This window comes from Pleomorphovibrio marinus (genome assembly GCF_003347495.1).
In the GTDB taxonomy this organism is placed as follows: Bacteria; Bacteroidota; Bacteroidia; order Cytophagales; family Cyclobacteriaceae; genus Pleomorphovibrio; species Pleomorphovibrio marinus.
This window is the reverse complement of the sequence record NZ_QCXY01000006.1, coordinates 68,673-88,230: the sequence shown is the minus strand read 5'-3', so window position 1 is coordinate 88,230 and position 19,558 is coordinate 68,673. Positions and strand designations below refer to the sequence as shown.

Sequence of the window (19,558 nt, the reverse complement as noted above, 5' to 3'; positions counted from 1 at the left end):
CTACATTCGGGTTAATCCAACGTAAATGAAAAAGGAGCGAAGACATCCGTACCCCAGGCCAGATGCTGGGTACTGGGGGAAATTGCAAACAAGGGTGAGAAAGTTTTTACCCTCACCTGGTTGCCATGAAACTCCAGAAGGCGAAGCCAACCGTCTCCGCCGTTTCCTTGCCACCCTCCGCCAATTGCCTGGGCATTAAATGTCATTTGCTGAACAGTCTTTCCCGCAGCATTAATATCCGACCTGAACCCCACATGGGCTGAAGGGTCATCTGGAGCACCTATGTGTCCAGAAAATACCATCCGAATGTTCTTGGATGGCTTCACCAGTTTTTCAAAAACGGCTTTTCCGTAATTTCGGTCCTCCAAAGGATAGTTTTCTGATTCGATATGCTCACTGTCCCGGTTAAGATAGGTATGGGTAAGCAATATGACTATATGGTTCTCGTATTTGGGATCACTTACCCTATCAATGGCCCAATCCAAATGAGTATCTCGAGGTGCGAATTCCAAAACAAGTATTAGGAATTCCCTTTTATCCGGTGCAACAAACTCGTAGGTAGCATTGGTGAGCAGGGGCATACCGTCTTCCCCCGTGGAAACATCCCTTAGCAGGACTTGGGTAAGGTGGTTTTTATCCAGGGGAAAATATTCTTCGTAGGAGGTATTTCTATTTTCGGCATTTTTAATACCGAAATCGTGATTACCCGTAGTAGCTATAAAGGGTATTTTCCCATCAAAAGCCCCCATGGAAGTAGACACGGACTCCCATTGAGCTTTTCCAGGTTGGTTGGCTGCTAAACCATCAGGGTTGGCCCAGGCATTGTGTTCGACCAGATCACCCACATGAAGTACTAAGGGAATATTCAGTTCCTCTTTATTTTCCAGCACCCAGTTGGCCATGAGATCCAATATGGGTTGGTTTCTCTTAAATTTCACATAAGTCTGGGTATCCGGCAACAACACCAATGTCCATGCATCCTTATGCGCCAATGCTGGGGGCTTGTAGGTATCATGATCCTGAGCGACTAAAAAAAGGGGTACTAAAACTAGAAATGCTGCAAGGGCTATATATCGCAAGCTTGATCTCATGGGTATATCTGTTTTTATTTCAATCGTAGGAGAAAGGCTATCGTTCGTTAAAAGTGGCGGTATTCCAGCTACCCAGGCTCCACAACTTTTATATTTCCAATACAACAGCTTTATGGAAGGTTGATCACCACTTTACCTAATGAAACAACCACTTTGAGAAGCCTGTCGTGAATATTTTTTCGCGCCTCGGCAAAGGAAGACCTGTTGTAGCAATCAATGAAATCACTAAGGTGCAAAAACAGTTTTTGACCCTCTTCCATCATTTCTACGGTGATTTTTAGACCACTGGTATATTCCAATTGTACCAAATCCAATTGGCCAAGGTCTGTGCTTCCCTTTCTACCTGTTAGTTTATTATGGAAAACCTCTTTTTTGAAATCCGTAATGGTCACCAATTCTTCATTTATGGCATCCGAAGGAGGCTTGGTACGGAACCTGTCAAAAATTTTCTTGTTTTTTCCAGGGGTGGAAATATTAAAGCTTTTCTCCCCATAAAGTTTATACTTGATTTGAAGGTCTACATGTTCCAAGAAGATGGATTTTTCCTTGGCTTTTAATTCCTTGACCATGTTTTTGACCATTTCCACCAGTAACTTGGCATTCTCTCTGGGGTCTGGATGCAACAGAACATGGTTCCTTTCATCAAAGGCCATCCCCTCCTGGTCTTCTTGTTGCTCTTTTATAAGTATTTCCCTTAGGTTCGCATACCCTGCATGAGAATCCTTATACACTCCTTCATTCTTGGTGACAATTTTGTCAATTTGTTGGCTTAACACAATCCCCTTCACAATCATAGGACTTGCCTTATCCGAACCATAGGTTCCCTTCATTATATTAGCAGCCAAAAATGCGGCTTGCTGGTGGGCATTAAGCACCAAGTACCTTTCGTCTGGATTAGGATAACCTATGATTATTCTTTCCAGGGACTTGTCAAAGCCCACTACGAAGTCAGCATTGATCTCCTTTGCCTTTTCAAAAGCAGGAAGCAAAAATTTAAAATTTAAGTTTTCGTCATCTATGCGTTCTCTATCATAATAAATTACTTCCCTCTCAATATCCGAAAGAGAATTTTCAAGCTTTTGGTTTTTTGAATTGTCCGGCAAATAAAGAAGCCCGGTTGTTTTTACTTCAATTTGCTCCTTAGTCTTTTCTTCTTCCATGGTTTTTAATATGCAGTGAAAACTTGGCAGGTTTTTCTTCAGGTCCTCTTCTGGGTTTGGCTACTTAAATGGAAACCCAATGTTAAAATTAGAGGCTTCTGCTAAGGTATGCAAATTCATTGCCTAGGAATGGGCTTGTTTTGTACATAATCTTAAAATATATCCCAAATCACTCCTTTCCATGCATTTTTTAGCAGCGAAATTTGTTAGAGATTTAAAAGACAACACCACAAAACATTGGGAAGAGGAAAAATAAAAAAATATACTACAACAAAAATTTCTGTTCCAAAATTCTGCGAATCAAACGGGTTTTACACTACACCCATGCGCTCCAATGCCATGGCAAAAATAAAATCCACTGGCACAAAACCTGAAACGAAGCTAAAGAAATGCCTGTGGGACATGGGGATAAGGTATAGGAAATGCTCTTTTAACCTTCCCGGGAACCCTGATCTTTCCTTTGTGAAATATAAACTCGTAGTATTTGTGGATGGGTCTTTCTGGCATGGACATGACTGGGGAAGCAAAAGGTACCAAATCCGGTCCAACAGGGAATTCTGGATTTCTAAAATCGAAAGAAACCGACAGAGAGACCAAGAAATCAATCATTTTTATCTCAGAAATGGTTGGCGGGTTCTTCGCTTCTGGGATTTTGAGATTAAAAAAGAACTTGGAACGTGTGTGAAAAAGATCCTAGATGTGCTCACCCAACATCCCAAATCCCCCTACTAATTAGGCATCAACTCCCTATAGGTTTTACGGATTGCTTTATTACGGTTTATCGAGGCAACATAAATACCCTCATAATCGGAATCATCGATTTCTTCAAATTTGTCTCCTCCTCCCACAAAGTAATTTGCCAGATGATGAATGCTGTTGGAGTGACCTACCACCAGCACATCACCCTCCACAGATTTTATTTTTTCCACCAGAGAATCGTGGTTGTTGATATCGTATTCCAGAATTTCCACACCCTTGGCACTGGCAAGCGGAGCTACAGTGGCTCTATTTCTGATGGTTGGGGTGCTAAAGACATAGCGGATATCCTTGTCTTCGAGGATTTTTCTCAAATTTTCGGCCCTGATTTTCCCCTCTTCAGCCAGTTCGGGATCATCTCCATTCGTTAATTTTTCGGCATGTCTAACTACATAGAGATTACGTTCTGGCTCCAAATTACAGGCCCCAAAACAAAAAATTGACAGAATAAACATCCCCAAAAATAACTTCCGTATCAATTTCTTACTGGAGGCTGTTATCATTTCCATATCTGATTATCTTTTTTCACTTAGTTTTTTCCCATTTCCCATTCGAGTCAGGGTATAACCTTCCTTCCTTAGCAGGTTTAGCAGCCCGTTTTCCCCTCCCAAATGTCCAGCCCCAACCGCAAAAAAAACCGTACTTCCCTTCATCAATTCCTGCATTGGAGCTATCCAGTTGTGGTTCCTCTTATCTAGTAGAATATCCTGATAGGCCCTGTATTCTGGGCTTTCGGAAACCATCTTGACCAACAATGCAATATCCTCTTCCAAATAAGTGTTTATTAATTTCCTGAATTCTTGCCTTCCCCTATCCAGGTTTTCAGCGTATTCGTAGAAACTCCTGTACTGTTCATCCAGAGGTATCCGGTCAAATATCGATAACTGATCATCAATGGACTCTAATCCCAAGATATCCATTTCTTCTGCCTTGGCAACCTTCATCAGCTCATGTTCGTAGGATTTGGTCTCGCACTCCAACAGATTTGGATAAATTAAAGTCATCAGTATGAATGGCCTCATGGTTTTGAGCATGTCTAAATCCATGCCCGTTCTTTCTATAAGCATCTGCCGGATTACTTTGTACTCCTCTTCCGACAAGTAATCAGTGATGCTTTCCCCATCTTCATTTTGCATCCTGGACAGCATCGAAAGTGCTAAGGCAGGATCGTCCATGTCCACCTCCAACACCAAAGCATCTGCATATTTAAGCTTTTCGGCCACCTCCTCACTCAGTTTAAAATCCTGTTCACATATAAGGTGTATGGTTCCGAATAGGTAGGATGGTTTTTCCAGCTCAGGCCCGGAAATTTTCCAGAACACCCCTTTTTCCTGGGCTTGCAGCGGCATTGAAAACAAGCCACAAAAAAGCAGGAGGGCATGTAGGTAGGTCAGCAAGAAATTACGTTTTATGTTCTGTATATTTACCATTTACTCTATCCACTATAGGTATTGTCCAAATAGTTATCTTTGACTTTTACATCTTCAAATTCATAAAACTGCTCCCAAAAGGGATCTTCAGGTAAAGCGGCCCTGAGGAAGAGTTTTTCTTTTTTAATCGGATGTACGAATACAAGTTGAAAGGCGTGTAAATGAATACTAGCATCTGGGTTGGGCTTAGGAAATCCGTACTTTACATCACCTCTAATCGGGCAACCCATAGAAGATAACTGCACCCGTATCTGATGGGAACGCCCAGTTATGGGCCTTATTTCCAGAAGCCAGTGATCATTTAACTTACCCAGTCTTTTATACGTAAGTTCTGCTTTTTTGGTGCCGTCAATTTCTTTTTCATGTGCTGTGACCACATTGGTGTCCGGGTTTTTACTAAGCCAATGAACCAGTTTCCCGTTTTCCTCCGAGGGCCTCCTCTTGGTAACTGCCCAATAAACTTTATACACCTGCCTTTTCCGGAAAAGCTCATTCATCCTTTCCAGTCCTTTGGATGTTCGGGCGAAGACCACCATACCACTTACCGGCCTATCCAAACGGTGAACAGGATGCAGGAAAACCTCTCCTGGCTTTTTATATTTATCGGCAATGTATGACTTACAATAATCCGTAAGCGTTTTGTCTTTAGTAGCATCTCCTTGCACCAAAAGCCCTGCACGCTTATTGACAATTAGGAGATGGTTATCTTCGTAGATGACATTAAAAGGTTTATTCATTTTAATTTAAGGTAATGGCCAGTAAAGGTAGGCAAAAGTAACCTGCCATGCTACCAGCAATTTTAAAACCAAAAAAAGACTATAAAATCAAAGGATTTATTAAATTGTACCGACCTCAACCAACTAAAAACATGGCAAAAAAGACAATCTCCACTATAAGAGAAATACTCAAGAAAACTTATGAAAACCTTAAGGAAGGAGAACCTGTAGTCTATTGTGCAGCAATCGCCTTTTTCACCATTTTCTCTCTTCCTGCAATTTTGATTATCATCATCTTAATAGGCACGATATTTTTCTCGGAGGATGAGATTAGAAATGAAATTATTACCCAGGTTGAACAAAATGTTGACCCTGAAGCAGGGGAACAGGTTGCAAAAGTAATGGAGAAAGCCATGGATCTTCCAGGTCAAGTTTGGTGGATCATTGTGGGTATAGCCGTGATTATAAAAAGTGCCACCATGATATTTTTTATCCTTCAAAAAGCCCTAAATTCCATCTGGAAAGTAGAGGTCAAGAGTGACGCCAATTTCTTTAAGGTTACCAAGCAAAGATCCATTACCCTGGCAATTGTAGCTGGACTGGGTTTGTTATTAGTGATCAGTCTCCTGGCAGATGCCATAATCAATCTTTTTGGAGACCACCTTGGGTTTATTTGGGAACAAATACCCCATATTTTTACCCGGATTGGGGCTATTCTCTTCAGCTTAATTATGGTATATGTGTTTTTTGTCGCTATTTTAAAAGCTTTGCCTGACGTCAAAATCCCATGGAAGGATGCATTGGTAGGTGGGGGTATAACCACCATTTTGTTTGTGATAGGAAAAGAGGTGATTAATTTGATCCTCAACAACCTTGATTTGGATGGCTATTATGCAGCAGCAGGGTCTTTAGTTATCATTTTACTATGGGTATTCTATTCCTCAATCATATTGTATTTGGGTGCTGTACTCACAAAGTCATATTCCCAAACACAGGGACGGGAAGTCCCCCCAAAATCGATAGCCTTCAAATATGAAATGAAAAAATCTGATATAGAGAACAAATAATGGCATCTGAATGGACAATTTCTGCTGAGCCAAATTGGCCTTTAACGCCCATCATTAAACCCAAGTCACCCTTCCCATCTGGCTTATTATGTATTTACAAATTAAATTATAATTTCAACGCGTTTATTAACAAGGGTTTTCAGTGATTTTGTTAAATTTTTATACAAAAAAATGCATTTCAAATTAAAAATAATTACTTTTGCAAAAATTTTACGTTGTTTAATATTTATTTTGAAGTTTTGAACCATACTGACCAGAATAAATTCTTAACTGAGGTACATTATTTTAGGGCTTTTGCAATTATAAATGTGATTTTAGTCCATACTTGGCGAATCCCGGAATCGGTTGCTGATTCCAGGTCACTTTTAATCGTAAATAGCCTCAGAGAGTTGTTTTTTCACGGCAGTACTCTTTACTTTTTATTTATTTCAGGATTTTTGTTCTATTATCTTTTACCAAAATTCAGCACTAAGAAATACTTTAAATCAAAATTCAAAAACGTAATTTCTCCTTATGTCTTTTGGACAATCATTAGTTTTATAACGCTTACCCTCCTAATTGAACCTGGTAAACTATTTTTGACCCCAGTCCTTTGGTTAAATGATCTCTTTGAGACCATTTTGTCTGGTGAAGCCCAAACTCCATATTGGTACATTCCATTTATTTGTATAGTGTTTTTTATCAGTCCGTTTGTTTTACTGATTCCTGAAAAGATATTTGAGGTTTTAACTGCCTTACTGTGTTTTATACCCTTGCTAGGCACACGAACTGGTACTGATTTGACATTTTACCAGTTTTTGTATTTTATACCTACCTATTTTTTAGGGATGTGTGTTGCCAAGAATTACCAGCGTACTTTAGCCCTGATGCACAAGTATATCTACCATTTGATTGCGATTGCGGTCTTCGCATCTATTGCCATCATCACAGTTCACTATTTTGACCTTACACTTTTAAGGGTAAACTTAAAAGAGGGACTTTATTTTATACAAAAAACTGCATTGACCTTCGTGTTTCTATATCTTTTCTATAAACTCAGGGACATAAAAATCCCTTCATTCGGGTATTTTGCGAAATACAGCTTTCCCCTGTTTTTCACGCATTACCTATTTAGCTCCCAATTAATCTACCCCTTTTTTAAACTACTGCCATTAAACAACCTGCAGTCGCTAATAACAGCATCCCTACTGTATGCTATAATGTTCCCCTTCGTGAATTTACTCTTATGCATTTTGCTAAAAAAAATAATGGGGAATAGTTCTAAGCCACTTTTAGGCGTATAAGTTTGCTTTTATTAGACGTTCACATGTCGCTCAGCATGATAGGAAGACCTTACCAGGGGACCGGATTCCACATACTTGAGGCCTCTTTTTAATCCTTCCTCCCTATAAGCCTCAAACTGTTCCGGATGAATAAACTCTGCAACTTCAATATGCATCTTCGTTGGCTGCAGGTATTGTCCTAGGGTAAGTATATCACAGCCATTTGCCACAAGGTCATCCATGGCTTTGTGAACCTCTTCTACTTTTTCGCCCAACCCTAGCATAATTCCTGTTTTGGTACGCTTACCGTATTCTTTGGTCCTTTTTATTTGTTCCAGTGATCTGAAATACTTGGCCTGGGGCCTTACCCTCCTGTAAAGACTCTCCACCGTTTCCATATTATGGGAAACCACTTCCTGTCCTGCTTCTATCATCCGAACCAATGCGTCCCAGTTCGATTTTACGTCGGGGATAAGTGTTTCTATTGTAGTTTCTGGAGAAAGCCTCTTAGTTTCCACAACGGTCTGATACCAAATTTCGGCACCTCGGTCCTTTAACTCATCCCTATTCACAGAAGTGATTACAGCGTGTTTCACACCCATTAACTTAATGGCCTCCGCAACCCTTCTGGGCTCGTCCTGGTCGTATTCAGGAGGCCTTCCGGTGGCCACGGCACAAAAGGAACAGGAGCGTGTACAGACATTACCTAGAATCATAAAAGTAGCGGTTCCAGCTCCCCAGCATTCCCCCATATTGGGACAATTGCCGCTTTCACAAATAGTATTTAACTTATGTTCATCTACTAATTTTCGGACTTTGGCATATTCCTTACCCACGGGCAGTTTTACCCTTAACCAATTGGGTTTTTTGCGTTTGGTCTGTGTCTCTGAGATTACAGGTAACTCTATCATAAGCGTAATTTATGTAAGCAAAGGTATGTCATTGCCCCTTCAATCCCAAAAAACGGAATTATCTTCTGAAACCGTAAAACAAGGTAAAGTAAACCGATTGAAAGATTTGCCGGTTCTCCGTGGTTGGCATTAGGACAATTTCCTTATTAAAACCCTCTAAAAGGTAACCTAGTTCCACACCAGTTACACTGGATTTAAAAAAACCAAACTCAAAACATAAAGCCGCTTTGGCATGGCCTCCAAAGGCTATTTCGGATTCACCTATACCCTCAAAAAGCCTACCTGGCCCCAGCACACTGTTCGGGCCTTGATGCAATTCTGGGTCATATTGTCCACGGACCGTTTCTGTCCTGGAAACTGAATATTCTATATAATAGGGAGCTATCAAACCTAAGGTTGGTCCCACTGCTCCCAACACTGACACTTGCACACCCTGATGAGGAGCTTTTCTAAATAGCCTAAGCTCCCTGCCGTATTGAGGTCGGATAGCATATAAATAATTGGCCTTGCCAAAGATATAACTGTTTCCCAAAACCGTATTATACCTTACTTCTTTGGGGTTTTTGACATTCGCTAGCTCAAGCTGGAAAAACTGAAATAAATCATCGTCAATGGCAGACCCAATTTTAAAACTGACCCCCCCAATGAGGCCTCCATTGGTGTTTTTATTGATACCAAATAAAACCTCACGGTCATAATCGTAATTTCCGGCATCTTCACGCTGAGCCAAGACTTCCGGTGTTGCTACCATTAATAGTAAAACGAAGTAAATATATTTCATTAGTTTTTGCGAAAGGGATCAGAAATTTAACGCTAAATTTGTTTCGTTTGTTATTAATTTCAAAATTAAAAATAAAAGAATATGACCACTATCAAAAGCAAGTACGAAGGAAACTTAAGAACATCTTCCAAACATCTGAGATCCGGAAAGGAAATTATTACCGACGCCCCTGTGGACAATAATGGGAAGGGTGAGGCTTTTTCCCCTACCGATTTGGTGGCAGCAGCCCTTGGCACTTGTATGGTGACCATTATGGGTATTGTGGCAGCCAGGGAAAACGTGGAAATTGAGGGGCTTTCATGGGAAATCACTAAAATCATGAACAACCAGCCCAGAAAAATAAAAGAAATAATCGTCGACATCCGATGGGAACAGCCCGTGGACGACGAAAAACTTAAGCAAAAACTAAAAAATGCCGCTAAGACCTGCCCTGTTGCACTTAGCCTTCATCCAGAAATCCAGCAGACTTTACAGTTTAATTTTTAAAGAAACGTGATTAATGCAAAAATTTTTATCTCTATTGTAGCGTTTTTGGCTATCGTTTCGTCTTAACAATAAAACTCGCATAATTCTATCCTTTTGGAGAAAGACCTTATACAGAAAGCTAAAAATAGGGATCCAAGATCGCTGGAAAGGCTTTATAAGCACTTTTATGGCTATGCTATGAGTGTGGCTCTGAGGTATTCGGGTAACAGGGAAGAGGCTTGCGAGATTGTCAATGACAGTTTTATGAAGGTTTTTGATAAAATTGACCAGTTCTCCCCGGAAAATTCCTTCAAAGGGTGGTTGAGGCGCATCTTGATAAATACATCGGTAGATTATTACAGAAAAAACCTCAAATACATGATGGCACTCGACATCGATAAAGCAGATGCCGAAACCTATCAGTCCAACATCATAGAGGAACTGTCAAGAGAAGACATCCTGGGCATTTTGAGGGAACTCCCTGAAATCCTTAGGATAATCTTTAACATGTATGAGATTGAAGGCTATAAGCACGATGAGATTGCAGCCGCACTCAACATTCCCTCCAGCACGAGTAGAACTTATCTGGCCAGAGCAAAGGAAAAGTTGAGAGAAAAAGTCATTGCATTAAATCATATTAGAAATGAAGGAGCAGTTCGATAAGGATTTGGCCAAGAAGATCAAGGACTCCTTCCGCAATTACGAAGAGCCCTATGATCCAAAGGCATGGGAAAAACTTTCCAAGGCTTATTTTAAGCCAAGGAAAAACCTATGGGCCTTATATTGGCCATTTATTACTTCCGGCCTAGCTGCCAGCTTGGCTTTGGCAGTGCTCCTATGGCCTGGACAAGAGGATAGGAAATCCACTACCCAATCCTTTTCGGATTCCACAGCTCCCTTCCCTGAACCCCTTCCTAAGGCCGATATAGAGCCACATTCTGATGCACAGGATAAAAATGGCGGCTTGGCAGAAAATGCCCAAAGAAAATCCAGTACGGAACAAAGTAGAAAGGAACCAAAGCAGGAAAAAGGAACACTACCTACCATAGAAAAAAGGAACGTTCCAAATGGCCTTGCCCTTAAAGGGGAAGTTAAAACCCAACTACTAGATTTCGAAATAGAACAAACATTAAATGAAGAGGAAATTTCAAACCAAATCCAACATCGTTTCCAAATCGAAGAGAGGAATTGGCTGACCGAAAGGAAAAGTGATTTTCAAGCAAGGGACACATTAAACCAAACCACCAAGCGTTCTACCATTATGGATCAGCAGGAGGCATTGGAGATGATGGAAAAATGGAAAAATTTGGCTGAAAACAAAGAAGAAACGGGATTTGAGAAATCGCCATTACCCTTTAAATTAGGATTGCTAGTGGCGCCCCAGTCTAGCTCTAACCCTGTGTCGGGAATGAACCTGGGAGCCGGAGTAATGTCGGAATTCTCCCTATCCAGGAAAATCAAATTGGATGTGGGAGTAACCTATGCCCGGCAAAGTATGAACCCCGAAAATCAACAAACCATGCCCCAAACCATGGACATGGCCATGGTCCGAACCAACAGCAATTTCCTAAACGCTTCTTACCAATTGGATTTTGCCAGCTTAGACATCCCCATTAATATAAAATATCAAGTAATGGAAAACCAAAACTCAGGTTTCTATCTTATCACTGGTTTGTCCAGCATGGTGTATTTGAATCAGCAAGCGACTGAGTCCTTTCAGACAAATTCATTCTTCACCACAGAGGCAAGCGGATATATGAGCTTCTCCCCTTCCGTGCAGGAGTTTTCCACTGTGATTACTCCGCAAGCTGGTGAAAACAACCTGGATTTGGGTAGAATGATCAATTTGTCGGTAGGGTATGAATATAGCCTAAGTGACGGAATGTTTATTTCTTTAGAACCCTTTTATAAATTACCCCTAGGAAGTCTTACTTTTGCCAATCAGCAATTTTCCATTGGTGGTTTAAATCTGAGAATGAATTTTAAAATGGGAAAGTAAACCCCATTCCTTGATTTACGTGTTAAATATTAAATTACCTGAAAAATAAAATAAGCGTGTACAAAATCATGAACTATTTCTACAAATTCGTGTGGAGCCTTGGGCTATTAGTGTTATTTACCGGATGTTTGCAAGACACAGAAACCGAGCTAGACAGAGCCATTGAGCGAGATGATGCCATCTTGGCGCAATACATTTCTAACAACAACATCACTGCAACTAGAACTCAAACAGGGTTTTACTACTCCAGAGAAACCGAACACCCTGATGCCTATCAATTTGAAAATGGGGATGTAGTCGGAATCTATTTTGACATTCGTACTTTAGACGGACAGGTGGTAAAACGCCACATGGACGAGGAAAAAGAACCTATCCTCTTCAAGCTTTCGAACGACGGTATTTGGCCTATAGTAATTGCCTATGCCGCTGGTTTAGCAAGAGAAGGGGAGCAATTTAAAGTTTATTCCCCCTCCTATTTGGCCTTTGGCAATTATGGATATCAGCAAATGGTGCTACCAAACAGTAACCTGGTTATGGAAATAAAATTTGCAGGTAAGTATTCAGAGGAAGACTTAATTGAAAGGGAAGATCAAATGATCCAAGACTACATTGCTGAAAACGACCTTGAGGGTTTTGAAAAAATAGAGGAAGGAATTTATTTTAGGTTAGTCGACCAAGGGGATGAAGAAAAAGCAAAGTCGGAAAGAGGCAAAAACGTAACCTTTGACTTTAAGCTTTTTCACTTGGGAGAAAGTAGCCCAACCATGGAGGGTGACGGATCCGGTAACCGACCTACTATAAGAGTGGGTTACGAGGAATACCTTAATTTTCTGAATATTGTTCTGGACGATCTTTATCTGGATGCCGAATTTGAGGCTATTGTACCCTCCTTTGCTGCGTTTGATCGATCCATTCAAATTATCCCCTTTGAAATCAGGGAAGACTTGGTAAATCGTGGAGAAAGTGTGGATATGGTAAGACCTTATACCCCAATTTTCTTCGAAGCTAAAATTCGAGGCATCATGTAAAAATACGGATAAGCCATTAAACCGTGTCGGTGGTTCTCAATAAGGAACCAAAGACACGGTTCTTTTTTTTTATAGGTTTACCAAAATGAATTAAAATCCGGCATTTATCATTCACAACCCAGCAAGCCGTGTAAAAACAGGAAACTCAAGTATTTTATGAATACTGATTCCAAAAACGAAAGCCCAAAAAATTGCACTTATCAACATACTCGTAAGTATCCTTTTCTTGGAAATCCCGAAAGAAGTCATAATGATAGTACCTCCAATAGGGGTGAATAAAATTGGGGTAAGGGTTGCAATACCCCAAACGCCAAACTTTCTCCATACCTTAACAATATTACGAGTTCTTTTTGTGAACCTCCTTTGGTTTTTTCGAATTTTTATCACCCAGGTATGTTTTATCCATTCCCCTAGATAGGTGAATGCAATCACGGAAGTCATCATCCCGGAAACAGTAACGATCTCAATCTCCATCAAAGAATAACCCACTGCTGCCCCCAAGGTAGGGCCTGCAATAAACTTAAATAGGCACAAGAAGTAAATGCCAATAAAGGTGAGCAGGTATTCAATCATAGGATCAAGTAGATATAGGAAGCATAAGTTAACAAAAGCAACATGCCTGCCCATCTTGAAATCTTGTAATTCCATCTCATTAGAGGAAAGAGCAAAGCAGTCATTCCCAACATCCAAAGAAAGTCAACCCTCAGAAATTCTGTCGAAACATCAATTGGCTTTACGATTGCTGTAATGCCAATGATACTTAACACATTCATCATATTGCTGCCAAGAATATTTCCAATGGCAATATCCGTTTCCTTCTTAATTGCAGCTATTACGGAGGTGGCTAATTCCGGCAAACTAGTACCCACTGCAATAATGGTCACACCAATAATCCTCTCACTTACTCCCAATTTTTGGGCAATATTTATTCCGTTTTCTACCAGTAATTCGGATCCTACGTAAAGACCTACTGTACCCACTAACAACAAGAGAATCGCGGGAAGCAAGGACTTCTTCTTTAACGAAGCATTCTCCTCCTCCGACATTTCAACTCTTCCGATTTTTTTGAAAAAGTAAAAATTGACAACGAATAAAAGTGCCACTAGTAACATTCCCTCCCATAGCCCTATGTTTCCATCCAAAGCCAGCACAAAAAACAAAAGGGAGGTGATTAGGGTGAAAGCATAATCTAATCTTAGCGTAGAGCGTGTAATAATGACGGGATACACCAAAGCGGTAATGCCCAATACAAGGGTAATATTAGAAATATTCGAACCAACCACATTTCCAACAGCTATATCACTGGTCCCCTTCAAAGCAGCAGTGATACTTACCAGTAGCTCTGGAGCAGAAGTCCCAAAAGCAACCACGGTAAGGCCAATCAATCCAGCACTCAAACCTATTTTAGAGGCAACTGCAGATGCCCCATCCACAAGCAGCTTGCCTCCGAACAGCAAAATTCCCAAACCTAATACCATCCATACGTATTCCATTGATGCCCCTCAAAGTTTAGGTCCGTAAGCTAAATCTCCAGCATCACCAAGACCTGGAATAATATAGGACTTTTCATTCAGTTTTTCGTCCACTGCGCAAAGCCAAAATTGGTGGGGAACATATGATAAATTTTCTTTGATATAGCTCAGCCCTTCAGGAGCAGCAATAACCGAAACAATATGGATTTTTGATGGAGTCCCATTCTTGAGCAAATGATTGACGCATTCCACAAAGGATTTACCAGTAGCTAGCATAGGGTCCACTAATAGTACCGTCCTTCCATCAATAGGAGGAGCAGCCATATATCCTAATGAAACCTCAACCTCTTGGAAATCCTCGTTTTCTTTTCGGAAAGCACCAATAAAACCACTGTCTGCTTTATCAAAGAAATTGAGGACTCCTTGATAAAAAGGAACGGAAGCCCTGAGCACGGAAATGATTACCGGCTGATCTTCCACCATTTCTATTGGGATTTTCAAGAATGGGGTTTCGACCATGGCGGACTGAAACTTCAAATCCTTGGAAAGCTCATAGGCCATGATTTCCCCTAACCTTTCTAAGCTTCTTCTAAATCTTAATCTATCCTTTTGCTTTTCTATATCCCGCAAATCCGCAAGGAAATGATTGGCAATGGAATTTTGACGGTTTAGTACAAACATAAGGGCAAAATACAAAAAAACCCGGTCTGAAAAGACCGGGTTTAAAATTTTTGGTGGGTGATTTCTTAATCTTGTACCTCGAAGCTTACCCTTCTTGCAAGTTGTCTTGCATCTGAAGAACGCTTGTCAACAGAAGTATCTTCACCGTATCCTTTATAAGTCATCCTAGACTCATCGATTCCAGCAGCAACTAGCAAATCATATACAGCTTTTGCTCTTCTCTCAGAAAGTTTCATGTTGTAATCTTCTGGGCCAATTTCATCAGCATATCCTTTCAATTCAACACTAACACCTGGGTTTCTCTTCATAAAGTTGGCAACGTAGTTGGCCGCAGAAGAAGAATATCCTAGTGGTTTAGAACTATCGAAGGCAAAGTAAACGTTTACATAACCGTCATTGATTGCCTTTTTCAAGTAATCCACTTCCTCTACAGTATCTTCAGGGGGACAACCGTCCAATGAAGCTGGTCCAGGAACGAAAGGACACTTGTCTAAGTGATCAGGAATGCCGTCTCCGTCAGAATCCAAAGTTCTACCGTGAGAATCTACCCTTGCACCGGCAGGAGTATTTGGCTCCTTATCAAGATAATCTGGAACTCCATCTCCATCAGAATCCTTAAGCATGTCTCTGATCTCACCGATTTGAGTGGCTAACTCTTCTTTAGTGGCATATTTGCTTTCTCTAAGATACCAGTCAGCATGGCTGCTTGCTCCCCCAAGGTAGAAGGAAAGGCCTAATGTTCCAGTCCACCAATTTGCTTTGGGTCCATAAAAACTGTAATCCAATGGGGTGATTGCAGATGCACCATCAAAAGCAACATTTTGTCTGCCATTCATGATTGTGCTGATGTCGGCATTTAAGGCGATTCTTTCAGTAAGTTTGACTTGAGCTGTCAATCCTGCTATAAAGTTATAGACATCGTCTTGGAAACCTTCCCACTCATTTTGTTGAGGGGTAACTCTTCCGATGCCAAATCCAGCATGTCCCAATAAATTCACTCTCTGAGAGAAGGTCTCCCAGTTCATGATCCTACCTAAATTGGCAACTCCTTGCAAGTTAACCCTGTAGTAGTTTGTTGAGAATTCAGGATTATTGTCTTGGCTAGCTTCACCGAAGCTGCCAAATCCGAAGTCCAGTTTAGTACCAAACTTCTCGTTAAACATGTACCTGACACCGAGATCAGCATGTCCTATGTTAAGTATTGGGGAATAGTAGCCCGGGGTCATGGGTGACATTGGCTTGTTGAATCCACCATTTACTTCAATAGACCATTTGTTGAAATCGTCATCTTGCGCTTGTGCTCCTATGGCCAAAGCGCCAACCATTAGTGTTGATAGTATTATTTTTTTCATGATAAAAAATTTTTTACAACATTCAGTGTTAGTTAAATTAATCCAGTTTTGTTTTTCGAAGTAGAATTTTCAGTTACAAATGTATGTTTTTTTACGACAATAATAAACATCTCTTCAATTTGTTTCAATAAATTAAATGTTTTAACCAAAATTCAAGAAAACTTAATCACAAATTATGCCAACTCCCGAATTATTGACTCAAATTTTACACCTAAGAAGTGTTTCAGGGGATGAGTCCCGAATAGCTTCTCAAATTTCGGAATACGTTTTCAAACGAAAATATAAATGGAAAGTTACACCTGAAATTTTTTTTGGGGATTTTTTTCAAAATAATATCATATTAAGGTTTGGAAACCCTAAAACCGCCCTTTTTGCACATATGGATACGGTAGGTTTCACGGCCAGGTACGAAAACCAGCTCGTGCCGATCGGAGGTCCTGAGGTGCAGGACGGGGACTGGATAGAAGGTCAGGATGAAATAGGAGAAATAAAATGTCAGGTCTTCGTCAAGGACGGTAATCTCTTCCACAATTTCCCCCGTGCAATTCAGGTGGGTACCCTACTTTCCTATGCACAACAAGTCCATGATAATGGGGATTCTTTACAAGCAGCCTACCTGGATAACAGGATAGGGGTGTATGCAGCACTTAAGATTTGTGAGGAGTTAGAGAATGGCTTGGTGGTCTTCAGCACCTACGAAGAACATGGCGGAGGATCCATTCCACTTTTGTCGAAGTTCATTTACGAAAAATGGCAGATAAGTCAGGCCTTGATTGCGGACATTACATGGGTTACCGATGGAGTTCACCCTGGCAAAGGAGTGGTCATTTCTTTAAGAGACAGTTATATCCCCCGAAAAAGTTATCTAGACCGTATCCTTAAACTGGCACAATGCAGTGGAGTCCCTTTCCAACTAGAGGTTGAGGCACATGGGGGTTCTGACGGAAGGGAATTACAGCTTTGCCCCTATCCCATTGATTGGTGTTTTGTCGGTGCCCCTGAAGAAAACACCCATTCCCCCCGGGAAAAGGTGAATTGGAATGATATAAATGCTATGGTAGACCTCCACCTCTATCTAATGAGGCACCTTTGAGCAAGGGAGATTATAAATTAATGCATTATTGCCTATATTTGTGAAGGCCTTCTGAAACTAGGCTTTTTTCATTTTATGGCATGATAACAATTCAGGACAAAAAATTCACACCTTTTATAGACGCAGAAAAGATCCAACAAAGGGTCAGGGGAATTGCCGATCAGATAAGCTTAGATTACCAAGATAAGCAACCTTTATTACTCTGTGTGCTGAATGGTGCATTCATTTTCATTGGGGATCTGGCAAAAGCCCTAAGGGTTCCCGCTGAATTCGCCTTCATAAGGTTAGCTTCTTACAAGGGCACAAAATCCACAGGAAAGGTGTCTATAAAAATGGAATTGGAACAAGAAATAGAAGGAAGGCACCTTATTGTAGTGGAAGATATCGTGGATACAGGCAAGAGCATGAATATGCTTTTGGAAGAATTGAAAAAGCGGCATCCTGAGAGTATAGCCTTGGCAAGTTTGTTGGCAAAGCCAGACGCAACTATCCTACCTGTACACATTGATTATCTAGGTTTTGAAATCCCAAACAAGTTTGTGGTCGGGTACGGGTTGGATATTGACGGGTATGGCCGAAATTTGCCTGAAATTTATCAAGTAATCGACTAATTAACGTAACATATTAAATAAAAACATGCTTAACATCGTATTATTTGGCCCTCCAGGTGCCGGAAAAGGCACCCAAAGTGAAAAAATGATCCAGAAATATGGTATCGAACATATTTCCACTGGGGATCTTTTCAGAAAACACCTAGGAGAAGGAACAGAGCTGGGTAAACTAGCTAAAAAATACATGGATGAGGGCAATTTAGTGCCCGATGAAGTAGTCATTGGAATGGTTGACGAAAGGATCAAGTCCAGTAAAGACTCGGAAGGATTTATTTTTGACGGGTTTCCCAGGACTGTAGCACAAGCCGAGGCTTTAGATGAGCTCCTTAATTCCAAAGGACTAGGAATATCCGGAATGATTTCCCTGGAGGTGCCCGAGGATGAATTGAGGAAAAGGATAAAGGAAAGAGGGAAGACTTCCGGAAGGACAGACGACCAGGATGACAAAAAAGTGGACAACCGGATAAGGGTTTACAAGGAAGAAACCATGCCAGTGGCTCAATATTACCAAAAGCAGGGGAAATTGACCAAAATCGATGGAGTCGGAAGCATAGAAGAGATATTTTCTGCTATTTGCGAGGTAGTGGATAATTATTGATAGTCTGGATAATTTACTAAATTTGCAACATGAGAACTTGGCTAAGCAAAATGCTTAGCCAAGTTTGTTTTTAAGGATATGGCTGAATCAAATTTCATAGATTACGTTAAATTTTGCTCCAGATCAGGTGCCGGTGGGAGCGGATCGGTGCATTTCAGACGTGAAAAGCATGTGCCAAAAGGTGGACCTGATGGTGGTGACGGTGGTAGAGGTGGCCATATCATACTAAGGGGAAATGCACAGCTGTGGACCTTGCTTCACCTGAAATACAAAAAACATGTTATCGCAGAACATGGAAAATCTGGAGAAGGTGGACGAAGAAAAGGCACCAACGGAAAGGATGTGATCTTAGAAGTGCCACTTGGAACTGTAGCCAAGGAAGCTGAAACAGGTATAATAAGGTGTGAGATAACCCAAGAAGGGGAAGAGTTTGTCTTGACTCAGGGCGGACAGGGAGGATTGGGAAACGACCATTTTAAGACCTCCACCAATCAGGCGCCCAGATACGCTCAACCAGGGGAGGATGGCATTGAAGAATGGGTTATTCTGGAACTAAAACTCTTGGCTGATGTTGGGTTAGTAGGTTTTCCCAATGCCGGGAAATCCACCCTGCTTTCCAGTCTTTCTGCCGCAAGGCCTGAAATAGGAAACTACCCTTTCACTACCCTAGTGCCCAACTTAGGGGTGATTGCATATAGAGATGAATTATCCTTTGTCATGGCCGACATACCAGGGATTATTGAAGGAGCAGCAGAAGGGAAGGGTCTTGGCTTAAGGTTCTTGAGACATATTGAGCGAAATTCTATTTTGCTCTTTTTGGTTCCCGCCGACACAAAGCATATTCTTAAGGAGTATCGGATTCTTTTAAAGGAACTGGAAAAATATAATCCCGAACTACTGGATAAAAAAAGAATCTTGGCCATATCGAAATCCGATTTGTTGGATGAGGAATTAATGGAAGCTCTAAAGGAGGAACTCCCCAGGGATGTTCCCTACCTGTTCATTTCTGCAGTTTCAGGCTTCCAATTAGACAGGTTGAAAGATCTTATCTGGAAAACATTGCAGGAATAATGTCAGATTGTCAG

The 19,558-nt window shown here is 40.9% G+C and carries 22 protein-coding genes; 11 read left to right on the top strand and 11 right to left on the bottom strand.

Features of this window, described 5'->3' with window-relative positions; genetic code table 11:
• Nucleotides 1-11: 11 nt before the first annotated feature.
• Both DB520_RS15630 and DB520_RS15625 read right to left on the bottom strand, forming a co-directional pair.
• Nucleotides 12-1,091 (bottom strand): metallophosphoesterase, encoded by a 1,080-nt coding sequence (locus DB520_RS15630; RefSeq protein WP_114750671.1) that lies wholly within the window; start codon nucleotides 1,089-1,091, stop codon nucleotides 12-14.
• Between the two features lie 110 nt (nucleotides 1,092-1,201).
• A complete protein-coding gene (locus DB520_RS15625) occupies nucleotides 1,202-2,251 on the bottom strand; it encodes a hypothetical protein (protein WP_114750670.1) in 1,050 nt (349 codons plus the stop codon).
• A 324-nt stretch (nucleotides 2,252-2,575) separates the two neighbouring features.
• Here DB520_RS15625 and DB520_RS15620 point away from each other — a divergent pair, with 324 nt between their 5' ends.
• The gene (locus DB520_RS15620) at nucleotides 2,576-2,983 is read left to right on the top strand and encodes a very short patch repair endonuclease (RefSeq protein ID WP_114750872.1); all 408 of its coding nucleotides are present in this window, start codon (nucleotides 2,576-2,578) and stop codon (nucleotides 2,981-2,983) included.
• Here the strand turns inward: DB520_RS15620 and DB520_RS15615 are convergent.
• From DB520_RS15615 to DB520_RS15605, 3 genes are read right to left on the bottom strand one after another with little or no spacing between them, the layout of a single operon-like run.
• Complete coding sequence (locus DB520_RS15615; RefSeq protein WP_114750669.1) at nucleotides 2,980-3,516, bottom strand: SixA phosphatase family protein; 537 nt, start codon at nucleotides 3,514-3,516, stop codon at nucleotides 2,980-2,982. The two genes, DB520_RS15620 and DB520_RS15615, sit on opposite strands and share 4 nt — an antisense overlap.
• A gap of 6 nt (nucleotides 3,517-3,522) precedes the next feature.
• Nucleotides 3,523-4,404, bottom strand: a complete 882-nt coding sequence (locus DB520_RS15610; protein WP_232835008.1) for a TraB/GumN family protein — start codon at nucleotides 4,402-4,404, stop codon at nucleotides 3,523-3,525.
• 38 nt (nucleotides 4,405-4,442) lie between these two features.
• Nucleotides 4,443-5,174 (bottom strand): RluA family pseudouridine synthase, encoded by a 732-nt coding sequence (locus tag DB520_RS15605; RefSeq protein ID WP_114750667.1) that lies wholly within the window; start codon nucleotides 5,172-5,174, stop codon nucleotides 4,443-4,445.
• Between the two features lie 131 nt (nucleotides 5,175-5,305).
• On the opposite strand from DB520_RS15605, the gene DB520_RS15600 reads away from it, so the two are divergent.
• Together DB520_RS15600 and DB520_RS27680 are read left to right on the top strand one after the other, a co-directional pair.
• Nucleotides 5,306-6,220, top strand: a complete 915-nt coding sequence (locus DB520_RS15600; RefSeq protein WP_157972112.1) for a YihY/virulence factor BrkB family protein — start codon at nucleotides 5,306-5,308, stop codon at nucleotides 6,218-6,220.
• Between the two features lie 215 nt (nucleotides 6,221-6,435).
• On the top strand, nucleotides 6,436-7,503 hold the full coding sequence (locus DB520_RS27680; protein ID WP_394340941.1) for an acyltransferase family protein: 1,068 nt from the start codon (nucleotides 6,436-6,438) through the stop codon (nucleotides 7,501-7,503).
• Nucleotides 7,504-7,514: 11 nt separating this feature from the next.
• On the opposite strand, the gene lipA is transcribed toward DB520_RS27680, so the two are convergent.
• Together lipA and DB520_RS15585 are read right to left on the bottom strand one after the other, a co-directional pair.
• On the bottom strand, nucleotides 7,515-8,393 hold the full coding sequence (gene lipA, locus DB520_RS15590) for a lipoyl synthase (RefSeq protein WP_114750664.1): 879 nt from the start codon (nucleotides 8,391-8,393) through the stop codon (nucleotides 7,515-7,517).
• A 58-nt stretch (nucleotides 8,394-8,451) separates the two neighbouring features.
• Nucleotides 8,452-9,174, bottom strand: coding sequence for a hypothetical protein (locus DB520_RS15585; RefSeq protein ID WP_114750663.1), 723 nt, complete (start codon nucleotides 9,172-9,174; stop codon nucleotides 8,452-8,454).
• A gap of 81 nt (nucleotides 9,175-9,255) precedes the next feature.
• Between DB520_RS15585 and DB520_RS15580 the strand changes: the two genes are divergently transcribed.
• From DB520_RS15580 to DB520_RS15565, 4 genes are all read left to right on the top strand, one after another.
• A complete protein-coding gene (locus DB520_RS15580; protein ID WP_114750662.1) occupies nucleotides 9,256-9,660 on the top strand; it encodes an OsmC family protein in 405 nt (134 codons plus the stop codon).
• 93 nt (nucleotides 9,661-9,753) lie between these two features.
• Nucleotides 9,754-10,302 carry an RNA polymerase sigma factor gene (locus DB520_RS15575; protein WP_114750661.1) on the top strand — a complete coding sequence of 183 codons (549 nt, stop codon included), beginning with the start codon at nucleotides 9,754-9,756 and terminating at the stop codon, nucleotides 10,300-10,302.
• Nucleotides 10,283-11,638: an outer membrane beta-barrel protein gene (locus DB520_RS15570; protein ID WP_114750660.1), complete on the top strand. Its 1,356-nt coding sequence runs from the start codon at nucleotides 10,283-10,285 to the stop codon at nucleotides 11,636-11,638. The genes DB520_RS15575 and DB520_RS15570 overlap by 20 nt, the downstream gene beginning before the upstream one ends.
• Before the next feature lie 68 nt (nucleotides 11,639-11,706).
• A complete protein-coding gene (locus tag DB520_RS15565) occupies nucleotides 11,707-12,666 on the top strand; it encodes an FKBP-type peptidyl-prolyl cis-trans isomerase (RefSeq protein WP_232835007.1) in 960 nt (319 codons plus the stop codon).
• Nucleotides 12,667-12,777: 111 nt separating this feature from the next.
• On the opposite strand, the gene DB520_RS15560 is transcribed toward DB520_RS15565, so the two are convergent.
• The 4 genes from DB520_RS15560 to DB520_RS15545 all read right to left on the bottom strand — a co-directional run bounded on the left by DB520_RS15560 (nucleotide 12,778) and on the right by DB520_RS15545 (nucleotide 16,171).
• Nucleotides 12,778-13,239 carry a hypothetical protein gene (locus tag DB520_RS15560; RefSeq protein ID WP_198675358.1) on the bottom strand — a complete coding sequence of 154 codons (462 nt, stop codon included), beginning with the start codon at nucleotides 13,237-13,239 and terminating at the stop codon, nucleotides 12,778-12,780.
• A complete protein-coding gene (locus tag DB520_RS15555) occupies nucleotides 13,236-14,159 on the bottom strand; it encodes a calcium/sodium antiporter (RefSeq protein ID WP_114750659.1) in 924 nt (307 codons plus the stop codon). Before DB520_RS15555 ends, DB520_RS15560 begins: the two co-directional genes overlap by 4 nt.
• A 9-nt stretch (nucleotides 14,160-14,168) precedes the next feature.
• The gene (gene upp / locus DB520_RS15550) at nucleotides 14,169-14,819 is read right to left on the bottom strand and encodes a uracil phosphoribosyltransferase (protein ID WP_114750869.1); all 651 of its coding nucleotides are present in this window, start codon (nucleotides 14,817-14,819) and stop codon (nucleotides 14,169-14,171) included.
• 65 nt (nucleotides 14,820-14,884) lie between these two features.
• Nucleotides 14,885-16,171: an OmpA family protein gene (locus DB520_RS15545; RefSeq protein ID WP_114750658.1), complete on the bottom strand. Its 1,287-nt coding sequence runs from the start codon at nucleotides 16,169-16,171 to the stop codon at nucleotides 14,885-14,887.
• A 175-nt stretch (nucleotides 16,172-16,346) separates the two neighbouring features.
• Here DB520_RS15545 and DB520_RS15540 point away from each other — a divergent pair, with 175 nt between their 5' ends.
• The 4 genes from DB520_RS15540 (at nucleotide 16,347) to obgE (ending at nucleotide 19,544) form a co-directional block, all read left to right on the top strand.
• Complete coding sequence (locus DB520_RS15540) at nucleotides 16,347-17,264, top strand: aminopeptidase (protein WP_114750657.1); 918 nt, start codon at nucleotides 16,347-16,349, stop codon at nucleotides 17,262-17,264.
• An 80-nt stretch (nucleotides 17,265-17,344) separates the two neighbouring features.
• The gene (gene hpt, locus DB520_RS15535) at nucleotides 17,345-17,875 is read left to right on the top strand and encodes a hypoxanthine phosphoribosyltransferase (protein WP_114750656.1); all 531 of its coding nucleotides are present in this window, start codon (nucleotides 17,345-17,347) and stop codon (nucleotides 17,873-17,875) included.
• A gap of 25 nt (nucleotides 17,876-17,900) precedes the next feature.
• On the top strand, nucleotides 17,901-18,473 hold the full coding sequence (locus DB520_RS15530) for an adenylate kinase (protein ID WP_114750655.1): 573 nt from the start codon (nucleotides 17,901-17,903) through the stop codon (nucleotides 18,471-18,473).
• Between the two features lie 78 nt (nucleotides 18,474-18,551).
• Entirely contained in the window at nucleotides 18,552-19,544 is a 993-nt protein-coding gene (obgE, locus tag DB520_RS15525; protein ID WP_114750654.1) for a GTPase ObgE, read from the top strand.
• Nucleotides 19,545-19,558 lie beyond the last annotated feature (14 nt).